The 16293-nt window shown below is 64.1% G+C and carries 17 protein-coding genes and 1 CRISPR repeat array; of the genes, 3 read left to right on the forward strand and 14 right to left on the reverse strand.

Annotated features, from left to right (window positions below; all coding sequences use genetic code 11):
- Nucleotides 1-22: 22 nt before the first annotated feature.
- From DV704_RS06805 to tkt, 3 genes are read right to left on the reverse strand one after another with little or no spacing between them, the layout of a single operon-like run.
- On the reverse strand, nucleotides 23-586 hold the full coding sequence (locus tag DV704_RS06805; RefSeq protein ID WP_114798824.1) for a hypothetical protein: 564 nt from the start codon (nucleotides 584-586) through the stop codon (nucleotides 23-25).
- A gap of 44 nt (nucleotides 587-630) precedes the next feature.
- Nucleotides 631-819 (reverse strand): hypothetical protein, encoded by a 189-nt coding sequence (locus DV704_RS06810; protein WP_114798825.1) that lies wholly within the window; start codon nucleotides 817-819, stop codon nucleotides 631-633.
- Nucleotides 820-2778: a transketolase gene (gene tkt / locus DV704_RS06815; RefSeq protein ID WP_114798826.1), complete on the reverse strand. Its 1959-nt coding sequence runs from the start codon at nucleotides 2776-2778 to the stop codon at nucleotides 820-822. It abuts the gene before it with no gap.
- 87 nt (nucleotides 2779-2865) lie between these two features.
- On the opposite strand from tkt, the gene DV704_RS06820 reads away from it, so the two are divergent.
- The 3 genes from DV704_RS06820 to DV704_RS06830 are packed head-to-tail and all read left to right on the forward strand — an operon-like array spanning nucleotide 2866 to nucleotide 5158.
- Nucleotides 2866-2979: a cytochrome c oxidase subunit 2A gene (locus DV704_RS06820; protein WP_114798827.1), complete on the forward strand. Its 114-nt coding sequence runs from the start codon at nucleotides 2866-2868 to the stop codon at nucleotides 2977-2979.
- Nucleotides 2980-2982: 3 nt separating this feature from the next.
- Nucleotides 2983-3465 (forward strand): cytochrome c oxidase subunit II, encoded by a 483-nt coding sequence (locus DV704_RS06825; protein WP_114798828.1) that lies wholly within the window; start codon nucleotides 2983-2985, stop codon nucleotides 3463-3465.
- A 10-nt stretch (nucleotides 3466-3475) separates the two neighbouring features.
- Complete coding sequence (locus DV704_RS06830; protein WP_114798829.1) at nucleotides 3476-5158, forward strand: cbb3-type cytochrome c oxidase subunit I; 1683 nt, start codon at nucleotides 3476-3478, stop codon at nucleotides 5156-5158.
- A 65-nt stretch (nucleotides 5159-5223) separates the two neighbouring features.
- Nucleotides 5224-6374: direct repeats of the CRISPR family, unit length 37 nt; unit sequence GTTTCAATCCTCACTCGGGCCGGAGCCCGAGTGCGAC.
- Nucleotides 6375-6572: 198 nt separating this feature from the next.
- Here the strand turns inward: DV704_RS06830 and cas2 are convergent.
- The 11 genes from cas2 to DV704_RS06885 all read right to left on the reverse strand — a co-directional run.
- On the reverse strand, nucleotides 6573-6872 hold the full coding sequence (gene cas2 / locus DV704_RS06835) for a CRISPR-associated endonuclease Cas2 (protein WP_114798830.1): 300 nt from the start codon (nucleotides 6870-6872) through the stop codon (nucleotides 6573-6575).
- A gap of 3 nt (nucleotides 6873-6875) precedes the next feature.
- Entirely contained in the window at nucleotides 6876-7895 is a 1020-nt protein-coding gene (cas1c, locus tag DV704_RS06840; RefSeq protein ID WP_114798831.1) for a type I-C CRISPR-associated endonuclease Cas1c, read from the reverse strand.
- Nucleotides 7885-8535, reverse strand: coding sequence for a CRISPR-associated protein Cas4 (cas4, locus tag DV704_RS06845; protein WP_199489950.1), 651 nt, complete (start codon nucleotides 8533-8535; stop codon nucleotides 7885-7887). The genes cas1c and cas4 overlap by 11 nt, the downstream gene beginning before the upstream one ends.
- 105 nt (nucleotides 8536-8640) lie before the next feature.
- Nucleotides 8641-9840: a TIGR02221 family CRISPR-associated protein gene (gene csx2, locus DV704_RS06850; RefSeq protein ID WP_114798832.1), complete on the reverse strand. Its 1200-nt coding sequence runs from the start codon at nucleotides 9838-9840 to the stop codon at nucleotides 8641-8643.
- The gene (cmr6, locus tag DV704_RS06855; protein WP_114798833.1) at nucleotides 9837-10832 is read right to left on the reverse strand and encodes a type III-B CRISPR module RAMP protein Cmr6; all 996 of its coding nucleotides are present in this window, start codon (nucleotides 10830-10832) and stop codon (nucleotides 9837-9839) included. Before cmr6 ends, csx2 begins: the two co-directional genes overlap by 4 nt.
- Nucleotides 10819-11211, reverse strand: a complete 393-nt coding sequence (gene cmr5 / locus DV704_RS06860; protein ID WP_233498275.1) for a type III-B CRISPR module-associated protein Cmr5 — start codon at nucleotides 11209-11211, stop codon at nucleotides 10819-10821. The genes cmr6 and cmr5 overlap by 14 nt, the downstream gene beginning before the upstream one ends.
- Complete coding sequence (gene cmr4, locus DV704_RS06865) at nucleotides 11208-12008, reverse strand: type III-B CRISPR module RAMP protein Cmr4 (protein WP_114798847.1); 801 nt, start codon at nucleotides 12006-12008, stop codon at nucleotides 11208-11210. Before cmr4 ends, cmr5 begins: the two co-directional genes overlap by 4 nt.
- Nucleotides 12009-12010: 2 nt before the next feature.
- Entirely contained in the window at nucleotides 12011-13144 is a 1134-nt protein-coding gene (gene cmr3, locus DV704_RS06870; protein WP_114798835.1) for a type III-B CRISPR module-associated protein Cmr3, read from the reverse strand.
- Nucleotides 13125-14612 carry a type III-B CRISPR-associated protein Cas10/Cmr2 gene (gene cas10, locus DV704_RS06875; protein WP_114798836.1) on the reverse strand — a complete coding sequence of 496 codons (1488 nt, stop codon included), beginning with the start codon at nucleotides 14610-14612 and terminating at the stop codon, nucleotides 13125-13127. The genes cmr3 and cas10 overlap by 20 nt, the downstream gene beginning before the upstream one ends.
- Entirely contained in the window at nucleotides 14609-15808 is a 1200-nt protein-coding gene (gene cmr1 / locus DV704_RS06880; protein WP_233498276.1) for a type III-B CRISPR module RAMP protein Cmr1, read from the reverse strand. The genes cas10 and cmr1 overlap by 4 nt, the downstream gene beginning before the upstream one ends.
- Nucleotides 15805-16293: RNA-guided endonuclease TnpB family protein (locus DV704_RS06885; RefSeq protein WP_147279590.1), on the reverse strand; the 489-nt coding region annotated here is incomplete at its 5' end. The genes cmr1 and DV704_RS06885, both read right to left, overlap by 4 nt.

The raw sequence follows: 16293 nt of genomic DNA on the forward strand, positions 1-16293 counted from the left end.
GGGCGCAGTATAAGGCGCGCACTTAAGCCTTTTTTGAGGCCGCCGCCCCAAGCCCCTCCTCCAGGGCCAGGGCCTGCTCCAAGGCAGCCTCCAAAGCCCCGGACGGAAGCTCGGGCAGCAGCTCCAGGACCAACCCCCCCAAATCGTGCAGCAGGGCCTTCACCTCGGGGCCGGTCCAGCGCAGATAGGCCTCAAAAGCCCAGTCGGGCATGCCTTCTGGGACCAAACTATTCCAGGGCTGGAAGAAGACCTGCTTCCGCGCCCAAAGGGCTACCACCCCGCTGGCATACGCGTCTTCCTGGAGGCTCAGGTGGCGCCTCAGGGAGGGAAAAAGGGGCTCCCGAGGCAGCTCGAGCCCCGCCAGCCAGTCCAGCTCCTCCACCATAAAAGCCAGCAGGTTCACCCACACCAACCGGTGGGGCTGGGGTCCAAGGAGCAGCAGGCGACCCCCCAGGGCCAGGTCCGCCTCGAGCAGGTGTCTCTTTTGCCCCAACCAGCGCAGAAAGACCCGCCGGGGAACCCGCCCCTGCTGCAACCGGCGCAGGAAGGCCGGCTCGGCCGGGCGTCCAACCCGCAGCTCCAGCACACCCCCATCCTGCCGCCAAACCCGAAGGGCGGGTGTGCCGGGTGCTAAGATTGGAACAGGCTGAAAAGCCCCCCAAGGGCCAAGGCCAGCGCCACCCCCCAGAAGATCCAGGCGGTGCGCTTTTGGGCTGCCCCCTGGGCGGCCAGCAACCAGACCAGGAGCCCCACAAGGGCTGCTCCCAGGGCCAGGGCAAACAGGAGCGGCGACAGGTTGGCCAAAACAGCGCCGAACATCTACACCCCCAGCATAGCTCGAGCCTCAGCGGCCACCCGCTCCGGGGTAAAGCCCAGCCGCGAATACACATCGGCATAGGGGGCGCTGGCCCCGAAGCGGTCTAGGGCCAGCACACGCTGGGCATAACGCTCCCAGCCCAGGCTGGCCCCGGCCTCCACCGCCAGGGTGGGCAGCCCCTGGGGCAAAACGGCCTCGCGGTAGGTCTTGGGTTGGGCCTCGAAGGCCTCCCAACAGGGCAGGGAGACCACCCGTACCGCTATACCCTGGGCCAGCAAAAGCCGGCTGGCCTCGAGGACCAAAGCCACCTCAGAGCCGGTGGCCACGAGGGTCGCCTGGGCCCCTGGGGCCTCGAGCAAGACGTACCCGCCCCGCTCCACCCCCTCGGGCCGCACCCCCTCCAGCACCGGCACCGCCTGGCGGGTCAGAATGAGGGCGGTGGGCCCCTCGGTGCGCTCCAGGGCCATCTTCCAGGCCGCTGCGGTCTCGTTGGCATCCGCAGGGCGAATTACCCACAGGTTGGGCATGGCCCGCAGGCTCATCAGGTGCTCCACCGGCTGGTGGGTGGGGCCGTCCTCCCCCACTGCGATGGAGTCATGGGTGAAGACGAAAATCGTGGGCACCCCCATCAGGGCCGCCAGCCGGATGGCCGGGCGCATGTAATCCGAGAAGACCAGGAAGGTCCCCCCATACGGCCGCAGGGCGCGGCTCAGGGCTATGCCGTTCATAATGGCCCCCATGGCATGCTCGCGCACCCCATAGCGAACGTAGCGGCCCGAAGGGTTGTCGCGGGTAAAATCGGCCATCTCGGGGGTGCGGGTGTTGTTGGAAGGGGTCAGGTCGGCCGAGCCGCCCAAAAGCTCAGGCAGCAGCGGCACCAGTCTTTCCAGCACCTTCCCAGAAGCCGCACGGGTGGCAAGCCTCTCCCCCGGGTTGAAGGCCGGCAGGCTAGCCGCCCAGCCCTGGGGTAGCTTTTGCGCAAGCCTGCGCTGAAATTCGGCTGCCTTCTGGGGGTGGGCAGCGGCAAAGGCCTCGAAGCAAGCCTGCCATTCGGCCTGTGCCTGCTTTCCTCGCTCTGCAACCCGGCGGAAGTCGGCATAGACCTCCTCAGGTATCACAAAGGGGGGATGAGGCCAGCCCAGGTTAGCCCGGGTGGCCGCCACCTTTTCAGGGCCCATGGCATCGGAGTGGGCCTTGGCCTGTCCGGCCAGGGGCGAACCGTAGCCTATGATCGAGCGAACCATAATCAAGCTGGGACGGGAATCGGCCAGGGCCTGGCGCAACGCCGCCCGGATTGCCTCTAGGTCCTCCCCGTCAACCTCCCCCACCACATGCCAGCCGTAGGCCTCATAGCGCTTCCGAACATCTTCGGTAAAAGCCAGGCTGGTGCTGCCGTCGATGGTGACCTGGTTGTCGTCGTATAGAACGATAAGCCGGCCAAGGCCCAGGTGTCCTGCCAGCGAGCTGGCCTCGGCGCTCACCCCCTCCATCAGATCGCCGTCGGAAGCAATCACGTACGTGTGGTGCGCGGCTATCTCCCCGAACTCGGCCACCAGCTTTCGCTCAGCCAGGGCTATGCCCACGGCGGTAGCCAGGCCCTGGCCCAGGGGTCCAGTGGTCACCTCCACCCCTGGGGTGTGGCCGTACTCGGGGTGGCCCGGGGTCTTGGAGCCCCACTGGCGAAAGCGCTTGAGCTCCTCCAGGGGCAGGTCGTAACCGGAAAGGTGTAGAAGGGCATAGAGGAGCATGGAGCCGTGACCAGCCGAGAGCACCAGGCGGTCTCGGGCCGGCCAGGTGGGGTCTAGGGGGTTGTGCCGCATGAACTCGGTCCAGAGAACATAGGCAGTCGGAGCCATGCCCATCGGCATTCCCGGATGCCCCGAACGAGCCTGTTCCACCGCGTCCAAAGCCAGCATCCGAATAGCGTTGATGGAGACGAGGGCTGAAGGGGTCTGGGCCATACCCGGTCATCATAAACAATCCAGGACATTCTTCCCTAGGACACAAGTACTCTCACCCTCCTCTTAGACTCACCCCAAGGGGGCGCTATGGAAGAAAAAGAGCAAAGACCCTTGGGGGCGGTTGTGGTGGTTGCGGTGGTGACCATCTTCATCCTGGCCTTCTGGCTCTTCCACTTCTTCATGCATCTTGCAAGGGGGTAAACCATGGAGCACCAAGAACACGTCATCGAGCGATACGAGCGGGCCTGGATTTTCTTCGGTCTGGCGATGATCACGGCGTTCATCATCCTGGTGGGCTATTTGATGTTGACCATGGGCAACACCAACCCGGTTAGCGTGGGCCGCATCGACCCTACCAAGGTGCGCACCGAAGGCGACTTCGCCAACCCGCGAGTAGAGCAGGTGGGCAACGAGTACGTGGCCTACATACAGGCCTTTTCGTTTGGCTACCTTCCCACCGAGATGCGCTTCAAGGCTGGGCGCAGGGTCACCTTCTACATTACCTCGCCCGACGTCCAGCACGGCTTCCAGGTAGAAAACACCAATATCAACGTGCAGGTGATTCCGGGCGAAATCGCTAAGGTAAGCTACACCTTCACCCGACCCGGCACCTACCGCATCATCTGCAACGAGTACTGCGGCATCGGCCACGCTAGCATGTTGAGCCAGCTCATCGTAGAACCCTAAAGGAGCACCTATGGCCGTCCAAACTCTCACCCGCTTCGACGCCTACGCCGCTGCGCCGGAGAAGAAGTACGCCCTGTACATGATGATGTTGGGCTTTGCCGCGCTGGCGCTGGGCACCTTTTTTGGTCCCCTGCAGGCCTTCAACTACGGTGGCCTCGACCTCTACCCCTTCCTAAAGCCCGTTTTCCAAAACTACTACCAGGGCCTCACCCTGCATGGGGTGCTGAACGCCATTGTCTTCACCCAGCTCTTTGCCCAAACCATTATGGTCTACCTCCCGGCCAGGGAGCTGGGGCTGCGCCCCAACATGAAGCTGGCCTGGCTATCGTTCTGGATGGCCCTAGGGGGGCTTCTGATTGCGGCAATCCCCTTGCTTTTGAACGAGGCCTCGGTGCTCTACACCTTCTACCCGCCCCTGAAGGCCCACTGGGCCTTCTACACTGGAGCCGCCATCTTCGTGCTCTCGAGCTACGTGAGCATCTACCTGGCCCTAGACCTGTGGTGGCGCTGGCGCCGGGCCAACCCGGGCAAGATTACCCCTCTAGTGACCTACATGGCCGTAACCTTTTGGCTCATGTGGCTTCTTGCCAGTTTGGGGCTGGTGGTGGAGGTGCTCTTTCTCATTCCCTGGGCGCTTGGGGTTTTACCCGGAGTAGACCCCCTTTTGACGCGCACCCTCTTCTGGTACACCGGCCACCCCATCGTCTACTTCTGGCTCCTACCTGCCTACACCCTGGCCTACACCACCCTGCCCAAGCTGGCGGGGGGCAAGCTGGTCTCTGACCCGCTGGCGCGGCTGGTCTTCCTCCTCTTCCTGCTCTTCTCTGTTCCAGTGGGCTTTCACCACCAATTCGCCGACCCCGGCATCGCCCCCTACTGGAAGTTCATTCACACCGTTCTTACCATGATGGTCGCGGTGCCCAGCCTAATCACGGCCTTCACGGTGGCGGCCTCGCTTGAAGTAGCGGGCCGGGCCAACGGAGGCAGGGGCCTTCTGGGCTGGATTGCGGCCCTGCCCTGGAGCAACCCCACCGTGCTGGCGTTCCTGTTGGGCTTTTTGGCCTTCATTCCGGGTGGGGCCGGCGGCATCGTAAATGCCAGCTTCAACCTGAACCAAAACGTCCACAACACGGTCTGGATACCTGGCCACTTCCACCTTCAGGTGGGCACGCTGGTCACCATGGCCGCTATGGGCACGGCTTTCTGGCTCATTCCCCACCTCACAGGCAAGCCCCTGGTGGCCCGTGGGCTGGCTGTGGCCTCGCAGTGGCTGTGGTTCATCGGAATGTTCATAATGACCTTTGCCCTGCACTGGATGGGCTTTTTGTACGCCATACCAAGGCGCTCGCACATCGCCGCTAGTCCCCTGGCCATGGAAGCCTACAAGGAAAGCGCGCCCTGGATGGTGCTTAACATCGTTTCTGGAATAATCCTCCTGGTAGCAGCGGTTCTATTCTTCTACGTGATATTTGCCACGGCCCTACAAAGCCGTCGTGAGCCCAGCAAGGTAATGGCCGAGGTGCCCTTTACTGAGGTGATTTCCAAACCCGAGGGCAGCGGCTTGGTGCGCCTAACCGAGCGCGTTGGCTTTTGGTTTGGGTTAGCAGTGCTGCTGGTGGTTTTGGCGTATGGTCCAGTACTCTTCGAGCTATTCACCAATATGAAGCCCGTTCCCGGCATGCGTCTTTGGTAGTTCCCTACTCGAGCTGAAGCCAGAGTGCAACGGTCAAGACCGCGGCTTGGGCAGCCGCGGCTCAGGCTTCAATCCTCACTCGGGCCGAAGCCCGCGTGCGACGCTATCGCGTCCCTTCCGACTGCCGTACCCTCCCCGTAGTTTCAATCCTCACTCGGGCCGAAGCCCGAGTGCGACGTAGCACCCCCACAACCGGTGGAGCTACCGCGGAGGGTTTCAATCCTCACTCGGGCCGGAGCCCGAGTGCGACGACATCGAATCCCTGGAGCACTACCTGGCGGAGCGGGTTTCAATCCTCACTCGGGCCGGAGCCCGAGTGCGACCGGGCCTTTGCAGGGCTGCTTACCGGCCACGACTCTTTGTTTCAATCCTCACTCGGGCCGGAGCCCGAGTGCGACGTCTGCACCCGCTGCGGGCAGTGCGAAAAGCACTGCGTTTCAATCCTCACTCGGGCCGGAGCCCGAGTGCGACTCACAGTAACCCAAACATCACCCTGGGGGTGTATCGTGTTTCAATCCTCACTCGGGCCGGAGCCCGAGTGCGACGAGGCCATTCTCGCGGGCCTGGACACGGACGTAGTGGGTTTCAATCCTCACTCGGGCCGGAGCCCGAGTGCGACTACGGAGGGCTGTCAGCCACCTTCCGGCCCGCTGGGCGTTTCAATCCTCACTCGGGCCGGAGCCCGAGTGCGACAACTGGGGGGAAGCCGGTGCTGACCAAGCCCAAGACCGTTTCAATCCTCACTCGGGCCGGAGCCCGAGTGCGACCTGAGGATGCGATAGACGTCGCTCTTTTTGACTTGGTAGGTTTCAATCCTCACTCGGGCCGGAGCCCGAGTGCGACGGCCAAGGCTGTATGGGTCAGGTTTCACGACCACATCGAGTTTCAATCCTCACTCGGGCCGGAGCCCGAGTGCGACAGGGCTTGGGAGCCGAAACCCACGGTCCAGATTCCCAGTTTCAATCCTCACTCGGGCCGGAGCCCGAGTGCGACCATGTATACGCGGATAACATCCAGATAATGGCGCCTAGAGTTTCAATCCTCACTCGGGCCGGAGCCCGAGTGCGACCAGGCCCTGAGCAACGCGGGCCTCATCGTCCATGTCGTTTCAATCCTCACTCGGGCCGGAGCCCGAGTGCGACGAAGCAGTTGCACTCGGCCTCTGGATGTGGTATACTGGTTTCAATCCTCACTCGGGCCGGAGCCCGAGTGCGACGGCCTCAGTTTAGCGCACGTGCTGGACAGGGCTCAAGGGGCCTTTTGCGCGAACCCCCCCAAAAGGCCCCGGGGGAGATAGGGGGGTGGGGTGAAGCGAAAGCGGATTTTCAAGCTCCCCTAGCCGCTTTCTGCGCTTGCGCGAACCCCCCCGGGTTTTGCCACCCACTTTGGGTCCGCGCAAATGGAGCGGCTACGTTTAGATTACCAAGGGGTCATCAAAGTCGGTATACCTGTCCTGACCATGGACACGCAGATTCTTCTCTCTGCCTCCGGGGAGGATATAAATCCGGAGGCTGTCCTTATCCAGGTCAATGACCTTAAGCAACTTGGCCTCGAGCTCCTCCAGTTGGGCTCGCGTCACCCGGCACTCAAACACGGACATCTGCACCCGCTGCCCGTAGTTTTTGCAGATCCTGGCCACCCGAGCCAGGCGGGTCTGTCCGTCCTCCGAGGTCACGTTCACATCGTAGGTCACCAAGATATCCAGCCGTTCCACGGTTTACCTCGCCAAGAAGGGTGGGTATTGCGGCAGGTCGCCCCGCAGGTAGCGGGCCAGCAGCCGGGCCTGAATGTGGGGCAGCAGGCCCACGGGAACGGGCTCTTTGAAGAGAGGGTGCTGCACCGTCTCCTGCCTGCGGTTTTGGAAGGCCGTGATCACCACCTTGCGCCCCTCCTCGTTCAGGAACACGGCCCCACCCGGACGTTCTTCAAAGTGCTTGCGGGTCAGCTGCTTTCGGTTGAGGAGGGTGAGGGCCAGCCGGTCAGCCCACCAGGCCCGGAACTCCTCCATCAGGTCCAGGGCCAGGGCATTGCGCCCGGGCCGGAGGGCATGCAGAAACCCTCCTTGCGGATCAAGGCCTACGCCCTCCAGGGCTGCGGTGCACTGGGTGAGCAGGAGAGCGTAAACAAAGCCCAGAAGCGCATTCACCGGATCCCGCGGGGGGCGTTTGTTGCGCCCATTAAAGCTGAAGTCCTCCGTGAGTAGAAGGTCGCCAAAGGCGGCGAAGTAAGCGCTGGCGGCATTGCCCTCCACGCCACGGACCTCGTCCAAAGAGCGCGCCTGAGGCAATGCCCGTAGGGCCGCCTCGTGCTCAGCGAGGGCCCGAACCAGTGCCTCGGTTTCCCCCCGTTCGCGCACCGCCCTCTGCAGGACCAGGCGGCTATTCCTGAGCTTGCCCTCCACAAAGCGCCCGGCCAGGTACAGGCGGGTGGAGGGCGTATCCAGGGCCCGATACTGGGCCTGGCGGAGGAGCACGTTGCCCGAAACCGGGGGGGCAAGCCGGCCAAAAAAACGGCCCGACTCGGTGAACCAGGCCACCTCAATGCCGTCCTGGGCACAGCGCTGGAGCAAAAAAGGCGAGATGAGCACATTGCCGAATACCACCAGCCCGCCCAGGTGGTGCAGGGGGACGTTGCGGAGGGTTATCTCCTCGTGCTGGATGCGCAGGGTGTCGCCCTCCAGGCGGAGGTAGACCCCCTGGGTCTGGACGTACAGGGTATTCAGCAGCTCAGAGACCATCCTCCAACCCCTTCAGGGCCTCGGGCAGGTGGGGCATGCAGACAGCCAGCAGGGAGCAGTGCTTGCAGCGGGCATCGGCGGCGGGCGGGGGGAGGCGCTCTTGCCCCAAAAGGGCCCGCAGGGCCTCGAGGGTGGCCAGGGTGGCGGCCCGGAGCCCGGGGGTAAAGGCCACCTCCCGCCGGCGCCGTTCTGCCCTGCTAAAGATGGCCCCCACGGGTACGCTCAGGCCGAACATCTCCTCGAGGCACAGGGCCTGGGCGCAGAGCTGGACCTCAGCGGCCCTTTGGGCAAGCTCGCGGGGCCATCTGCGGCCCACCTTGTGCTCCACCGGGTAGGGCACCCCCTCCAGGAACTCCACCACGTCCGCCCGGCCCACCAGGCCCAGCCGCTCCGACCAAAGGGGCAGGGCCCGCTCCACCCGGACCCCTTCGCGCAAGAGCCCTTCGGGGAGGTCCACCTCTTCGTGGGCCCGGGCCCCCCGCAGGGTGTACTCGTTGTCCTCCCACTCCCCCTCCAGGAGGATCAGGGCCGCCCGGCGGGGGCAGTAGGTGTACTGGGCCAGGGCGCTGATGGGGAGGGGCTCCTGGGAACCCCCGGGGTCCTCCAGGGCCTCGGTCAGAAGCTCATCCTCCCCGTCCACCTAACCCTCCTAGGGAGCTAAACCTCTGGGGGAAAACCTTCTGCCCCGTGCTGCTGGAGGCAGTTAAGCTGGAAAAAACCGTTGCCAGAATGAGCCGGCCCATATCTACGCCCTCGGGGATCCCATCCCTTCAGGGCATTCAAAGTTCATCCCACGGATAACATCCCTGAGCTTGTCTATTTTCTCCCTGAACTCCTGGGGTATGGACTCCTTCCCTCGGGGACTCTCCCGGAAGCCAAAGTGCATCAGGTCATTGCGCAGGTTCCCCAGGTCCCTCCAAAGCTGGATGAAGTCCTTCCACTCTTCCGGGGTCTCGGTTTCCCCCTTTACGCAACTGTTAAGCCATCCTTCAGCCTCTTTCCGACTGTCGAAGCTGATAGGATACCAGGAGCCCTGCCTTCTGTACTGGGCAAAAGACACCATCCACTCCCTGGCCAGGCCCAGGGCCTTCTCAAACTGTTGGTTTTGCAGAAGCCAGAGGACTAAGGCAAAGTTTTGCCGCAGGTAGTCCTCCTGAGAGTAGTCCTCCTGAGAAGGGCTTTTCTTCAGGGCCAGATGGCCCAGCATGTCCTTGAGGCGGGGCAAAAGCAGCTTGAGAGGCTGATGCTGGGGCTTCCATGCTTCCTTTTGAGCCTCTCCTAGGCTACCCAGGGTTTCTCGGGCCACTTCCCCGATCTCCAAGGCCCGGTTCGCGGCAAGGGCCGAGGAAAGCGAACCCAACCCTTTCACAGCTGTATTTAAGTGGGTATTTACAGGTTTCTCACCCCTTGCCTCTACTAAAGGCTGAAACTTTCCCGCATCCCCTGTTTCCAGAAAGTACTGGCTAGCAGTGGCCCAGTCCAGCATAGACACGAATGGAGTCAGATCAAACACTGGGGCACTCGAGTCGGTTTTGGCCTCATAGGCGCCGTAAAGCACATACTTTAACACAACCCCCTTAGCTATTCGCAAAAAACTGACTGCCAGCAACGCCAGAATAGGCAGCGAGCGAAACCCATGTGTTATGTCCAGCACCAGTTCGGTCCCTTCGGGAATCTCTTCCTGAATGATGTTGAAAATTTGCCAATATTCGGCCTCATTTTGCCCAGAGGGAATATCTATCAACTTTGCCCCTGTAAGCTCCTGCAAAATGTCTTCGCCGTGTTTATTTTTAGCCTCTTCTGTAACACAAATCAACAGCTGGGCTTCAGGAAACCACTCCTTCAACGAAGACTGAAAGAAGCGGTGGGGCCGGGCCTTACAGCCATCCCAGATGTACTCAACTTCTTGATAGTTACCCGTCCCGAGCATCGAAAGAATTATCATGTTTCCTCCAGTAGGGTTTGAATTTTCCGACAGCGGCTTTTTGTCATATCCCAGCGCTTCATAGCTTCCAGATGAGCCTTAATGGCCTCAAGGCTTGACCTTCTTACGGCTGGTTCTAAAAACTCGATCTTGGGGAGATAGTTGTCTATTTTGGATAGCGCAGAGGCATCATTGACCTGCTCTAGAACTTCTCGAGTTTGTCTCTCGACTTCTTCCACGCGCTCCTCCAGCGATTCCAGCCTCTCAGGAACTGTGATCCTGAAGTCCCCAAAGTACCCATACCCCGCGTTGGTCTTCCCCCCCAGGCCCAGGTGCTCCAGGCCCCACTTGAGCATCTCGGCGGCCTTGTAGGGCCAGTCCTGGGCGTTTTCCGCGGGGCAGGTGATGGGGATATGGAACCTCACCCCCGGCCTTACGGAGAGGAAGGCCACGGGGTTGGGATCGTCAAAGTCGGTGGGCCAGGCCTGCCTTCCCCGGCTCCTGTAGTACACCGGGTGGTGCACGGCGATCACGTCCTGCTGGAAGGGCTTTTCGCTCTGGGGGTCCAGCCAGCCGTCCCAGTAGACCAGGTAGGCGGCACTCCCCTGCTTCTTCCCCTTGGGGTCGGGGCCTTCCCCCAGCAGGACGGCCTTTTCCTCCTGGCTCAGGCCATAGCGCTCGGCCACCCGGCGCAGGAGGCCCTTGAGGGCGCTCCCCGGCAGGTAGGGCACGCCGTAGGTGTGGTGGAGGGCCAGGCCGTTTTCCAGAGGGCTGCTGTTGCCCAGGCCGATGGCCAGGGGGGTGCGGGTGGCGGCCTCGAGCCAGACCGCTCCTCCCAGGGAGCGCTGCCAGCGTGCAAAGGCGTCCCGGTACACCGGTGGGACCGGGGTATTGGCGATGTGCTTTAGGAGCTCCCGGACGGCCTCCTTTTGGTCGTCGTGCTCCAGCAGGTAGCGCTGCAGGGCCAGCCCCGCGTGGGAAGGCGGGGAAAGATCCAGCCTACTCGCCCTCATCGCGTCCTCCCGTGTGCACGCCCAGCACGCTGGCGGCAAAGCGCTTGAAGTACACCCAGGCGGAGAGCACGCGGCGGGTGTAGTGCATGTAGCCGATAGCGTCGGCCTGCTGCACGGCCTGCAGAGGGTCCCTCACGCCCAGGATCTGGGCCACATGCTCCAGGAGAAGCCGGTGAGCCCGGCCCCGGCTGTCCTCCTTGCGGGCCTTCTCCGCGCTGAAGGCCAGAGCCTGGCAGAGGCCGCTCTGGCGCACCAGGATGGGGAAGCTGTGGCACAGGCTCCCGTAGATGTTCTTTACCTCCTCGTGTTCTACCTCCAAGCTGCTCACCAGCTTCAGGGCATTTTTCATATCTTCCTGAGCGCGGGTCACAAGTTTCACGCCCCACCCCCTAGCCGCCGCAACAGCCCCCGCCCCACGCTGGCCTGTCCGCCGAGCTGGAGGTAGGGGCGTTCCAGCTCCTCAAACCCATGGGTTCCTATGGCGAAGCAGGAAAAGACCGTCTCCGCGGGAATGGCCTCCTCGTGCCAGAGCCCGCCCTTGACCACGGTCTTGGATTCGGGGTTCAGTTTGACCCGGGCGATGATCTCCACGCCCATCTCGCAGAAGTAGCTGAATACGTCGTCGTGCACCAGGGCGAAGCGCTCCTGGAAATAGCCGGCCTCCGGGCCGAAAACAAGCAGCCCCAGCTCCTCCGCCAGGTCCTTCACCTTCCCTACCCGGGCTTCCAGGTCTATGTCCTCCAGGATGACCTGGCCCTCGTGCACGATGGCGGGGTTTGCCCCCAAGAGGGCCTCGGTTCTCCCAGGGGTGGGTATCACCGCCTGCAGGGGGGAAAGCCCCAGGGCCTTCTGATCGCGCCTAAGCCGCTCCAGCACCAGGGGGCAGGTGAGGAAGGCAAAGGTGCCCGCATAGGCGCGCACGGGCAGGAAGAGTACCCGGGCGTCGGTGAGGCTGAGCTCAGCCGCGCTTTCTAGAGAGCCAAAAACCCGGTTGGCCTGCTCGTCCTCCCGCCCGTCCCGCAGCACCCCCTTAAGGCTGCTGGCGGGGATGAAGGGAAAGCCCGTGGCCACCTCCCGGGCCACAGGAAGGTCCACCACGCTGCCCGAGTCCTGCCCCGTGCCGGGGTGTACGGGCGTAAGGGCCTGCCAGAAGATCAGCTTCGCTTTTTCCGCCATGTTCACCACACTCCCCACATGGCCAGTCCAAAACCGTCCTTGCGGTCTTGCTCGTGGTCGCTCACAGGCCTGAGCCAGCTTTCTAAAAGATCCGCGGGGTTCCCCTGCTCCACCTCAAAGAAGTACACGCTCCCCGCCGGCACCATCCAGCGCACCGGCTTGGGCCGGTTTTGCCGGAGGTTCCAGCCGCTCACCGCCTCCCGCCGCCCCACCGCGGCCGCCACCAGCCTTAGCCTCACCTTGCTGAGTCCCCGGGGCAGGTGGAGCGCCCCGCTGCCCGACCGTTCGATCCAGCCCGGCCTCCAGCCCCCCTCAAAGAGGGCTGGTGTGGCCAAAATGAGCCGCACCCTGGCCCCGGGGCCCAGCCCCCGGAAGCGCTCCTGGATGCTCTTCGGGCAGTCCCACCAGGCCCCCGAGAGGTCCTCCCTGATCCGCACCGTCACCGGGCGGCGCTCACCCCCCAGGTGGCCCACAGGGGCTACCCCCATGCCCTCGGGCAGGGAGAGCCGCACCCGCAGGGTGGCGGGCCGGTAGGTCTCGGGGTCTTTACCCATCTCCAGGGGGCGGTAGGCCACGCTGTAGAGCTGGCCCTCCCTGGCCTTGCCCCTCACGGGGTCCATGGCCACGTGGACCCGGGTCTCCGTGGGAAGGCCAGGGATCCTCTCCGGCACCAGGTCCTCCCCCAAGAGCCAGCGCTCCATGTCCTGGGCCCTCCAGAAGTGGTACCTGGATTCGGGCTTGACGTCCTGGGTGACCTCCAAGGGCAGCATCCCCTCCGGCAGGTCGCACCCCGCCCCTTCGGGAGGGGTAAAGGGGCGTAGCCTCATAACCCGGAGATCCCCATTTCCATCTTTGTAAATCACCCCGTCCAGGGGTGCGGGCAGCAGAACCTCCTCTTCCCGGGCCAGAAGGGGCCCCGAGACCTGGAGGGCGTGGAGGTCCTGGAGCACCTCCTGGCCCCAGCCCCTGCCCAGGGCCTTGCCGATCTGGGTGCGCACAAAGCCAGCCACGGTGCCCGGCAGGGGCAGGGGCAGGCTCCGGGCGGCAGTCTCGGTGCCGTCGGCGGCGGTGAAGGGCCGGCCGTCGCGGAAGAGCAGGGGGCTCAGGGCGTGGATCTCAAGCACCCGTTCCGGCATGGGCTTCCTCCTCGCGGATGCCGCTCAAAAAGCGGGCGATGATGAGCTGGTCTACAAACCCCAAGAGGGCCTTGCGATAGGCAGGGGTGTCCTCCTTAGGGAAAGGGATCTTCAGGCCGCGGGCCTCCTTGCGGTTCAGGATGCGCAGGGCTTCCTGATAAAGGTAGTCGGCCCGCATGTCGTCCTGCCACTCCTGCACCAGGTCCCGCAACTCGTGGGCCAGGCCCCGGGTGATGGCGCGGGTTTTGTAGGCCTCCAGCAGCTCATCCCAGGTGAGCCCGTCCCAGGGCTGTACCACGGTGATGGGGGCACCCCCCCGGGTGTGCAGGGCCACGGCCAGGGCGTTGCGCCCCCCGTTCTTGGCAGCCTTCTCCGCCTCCCGGGCATTTTCCAAGGAGATGGAGAGGGGTTCGCGGTAGTGCACGATGGCCACGCCGGCGGAAAGCGTGCCCCCCACCCGGCGGCGAAAGTCCTCGGAGAGAGCCTGGGCGCAGGCCACCGCGCGGTTCACCGGCAAAAAGGCCAGCACATCGTCCCCGCCCGAGTAGACCATGAAGCCGTGGTGCTGTAGCACAATCTTTCGGGCCGCTTGGGCAAACCCGTCCAGGGTCTTGGAGAGCCTGCGGTGGGCCTCCGGGTCCTCCTGACGGCCGATGAGCTCCCCCATGCGGTCCCCGTCCGCCACCAGGATGGCGAAGTAGGGCTGGGGTTCTGGGATGTGGTCCTCCTCCTCGCCCCAGCGCTCCTCCGGCATGGCCTCGGGCCTCCAGGAGCGCCGGGCCATGGTGCGGGTGTCCACCACCGTCTGGGACCTGAGCACCCCGTAGCAGCGCTTGAGGAGGGAGATGGCGTCCAGGTATTCGGTAGGCTTGATGCGCAGGGGACGGTAGGAGCCGTCGGGCAGGGGAATGCTGGCGTCAGCCCAGTTCCGGGGGTCTATCACCGCCGCCCGGGAGGGGTCCAGGGGGGACTTGGGCACCCCCTCGTCCTCTTGCCGGGTAGGGGCGAAGTCCCGCAGGGCCTTGCGCCCAGCCAGGAGGCGCTCCACCTGAAGCCGCGCCTCCTTGTAGGCCTCTACGCTGGGCAGGGGAACCCAGGCGGCGTAGAACTCCAGGAAGTTCCCGAGCTGCTCTTTGGTCCTCGCTTGGTCAATGAGGTTTTGGTACTTAGCGGGGAGTTTGCCGATGGTCTCGTCCCAGAGCTCCAGGAGCCTTTTCTGAACAGCCCTTTTGGTCTCCTCGGCAAGCCGCTTCGGGTCCCCCTCCACCTGGGCCAGGATCTTGTTGGCCCCGTCGGCGTCCTTGTCGGCGGGGAAGATGAGCTGGGCGCCCTTTGAAGCCAGAAACTGGGCCGCGCACTTGCTCAGCTCCTGCAGGATTTGCGACCCCGCATAGAGGTCGGCGGTGCGGCGGGCGGCGGCGATGAAGTCCTGCACCGGGCCGAGGGCGATGGATACCAGGTAGCTCATAGGCGCACCTCCTGGGTGAAGCCCTGCAGGTGGGCGGCCTTGCGGACGGCCTCGAGGGGGTCGCGGGCCTCGAGCGCATCCAGCACAGGGTCGTCGTCAGGAACCTGCAAAGTGAGTTCTTCTCCATTGACCCTGATTCTTGTGGGGACGGGCGCATTGAGGATGATGACCGCAGGCCGAATGCTGCCATCCGCAAAAACAATCGGCTTCAAAATAACCGGCGAGGCCATGCGTCTGCCGCCGGTGTGAACCGCCTCGAGGGTGCCGCTGAAGCTCTTCCCAAGGCGCTGGTAGACGATGGGAAGCCCCAGGTAGGGCTTGGCCAGGGCAATCTGCTTCTGCCCGTGCTGGAAAGCCAAAAGGGTTTGGTGATCCAGCCACTTGCCCCCGGCCATGGGGGTGTAGGCCATCGTTTCGTTGGTCTTGGGGTCTTCCACGAAATGCCCTTTGCGGAAACGCGCCCAGAAGCGGCCCAGCTCCCGCCAGGCGGCATGCCCCTTGTAGGGGTCCTTGGCCTCGGGCCTGCGGGCCGGGCCCAGGCGGACCACCGCCCCGGCCAGGGTGGTGTGGCAGACCTCCTTGGGGGGTTGGACGGAGAACCACTCCCTGAGCTGCTCTGGGCTGGAGGGCAGCCAGTCCTTGAGGTCCTCCGTGACCTCGAGGGCTCCCACCCCCCGCCGGGTGCGGGCCCCGATGCCCCCGAAGGCAATCCAGGCCCGAATAGCACGGCGCAGGTGCTCCTTCTCGGACTCGGCGAGGTTAAGGGTGAGCTCGAGGGTGAAGGCCACGCTCTGGAGACCGAAGGCCTCAGGGGTGTTCTCCCTTTTGTTCTCGTTGAAGGGGTGGAGGAAAAACCGCTCCATGGGGCCGGTCCTGGCGGTGCCCCGGTCGGGCACCAGGTCGGAGGGCCTCACCTCCTGCTCCCCCCTTTGCTCCACCACCCGCAGGGCCACCCGGCCATACCTTTCCGCACTCCCCCAGATCTCCTCCTCCGCCCGGAAAAGCTCCTCCGCCGTGGCGTAGCGCGCCCCCGCCGTGGCCCGCCACCAGAAGCGCAGGTGTCCCCGCACGCTGGCGGCGCGCACGGGGTTTTCCCGGTCCACCTCCCGGGGGATGGCACTGCCCCCGAACATGGGGGTGATGGTCCTCAGCGTGACGACTCCCCGTTCTGAAGAACGGGGCTTCGCGGTTCTCACGGGACGGCCCTTGCCGTATCCATCCCCGCAGGCTCCGTCCGAGCCCTGGCCAGGATGTTCAGCGCTGCGGCCACGTCCCGGTGCTGGTGGGCGCCGCACTGGGGACAGGTGTACTCCCGCACCCAGAGAGGGCGTTTTTCTCTGTAGCCGCACACCGGACAATCCTGGCTGGTGTATTTTGGGTCTACCCTGACTACCCGCCTACCAGCCTCTGCCGCTTTGTAGGCGAGGATGGCGAGAAACCGCGACCAGCCCGCGTCCAGCACCCCCTTGGCGGTGCGGGAGCGGGCCAGGCCGAGGACGTTCAGGTCTTCATGGACGATGGTTCCATACCTGTTGACCAGGCGCCGGGCCAGCCTGTGGTGGAAGTCCCTGCGCTGGTTGGCGATTTTCCGGTGGAGCTTTGCCAGCTCCCTCTTCACCCGGTTCCAACGATAGCCCCCCCTCTTCTTCCTGGATAGCTCCCTCTGCTTGCGGGCAAGCCG

Source organism: Meiothermus sp. QL-1, from assembly GCF_003351145.1.
Classification (GTDB): domain Bacteria; phylum Deinococcota; class Deinococci; order Deinococcales; family Thermaceae; genus Meiothermus.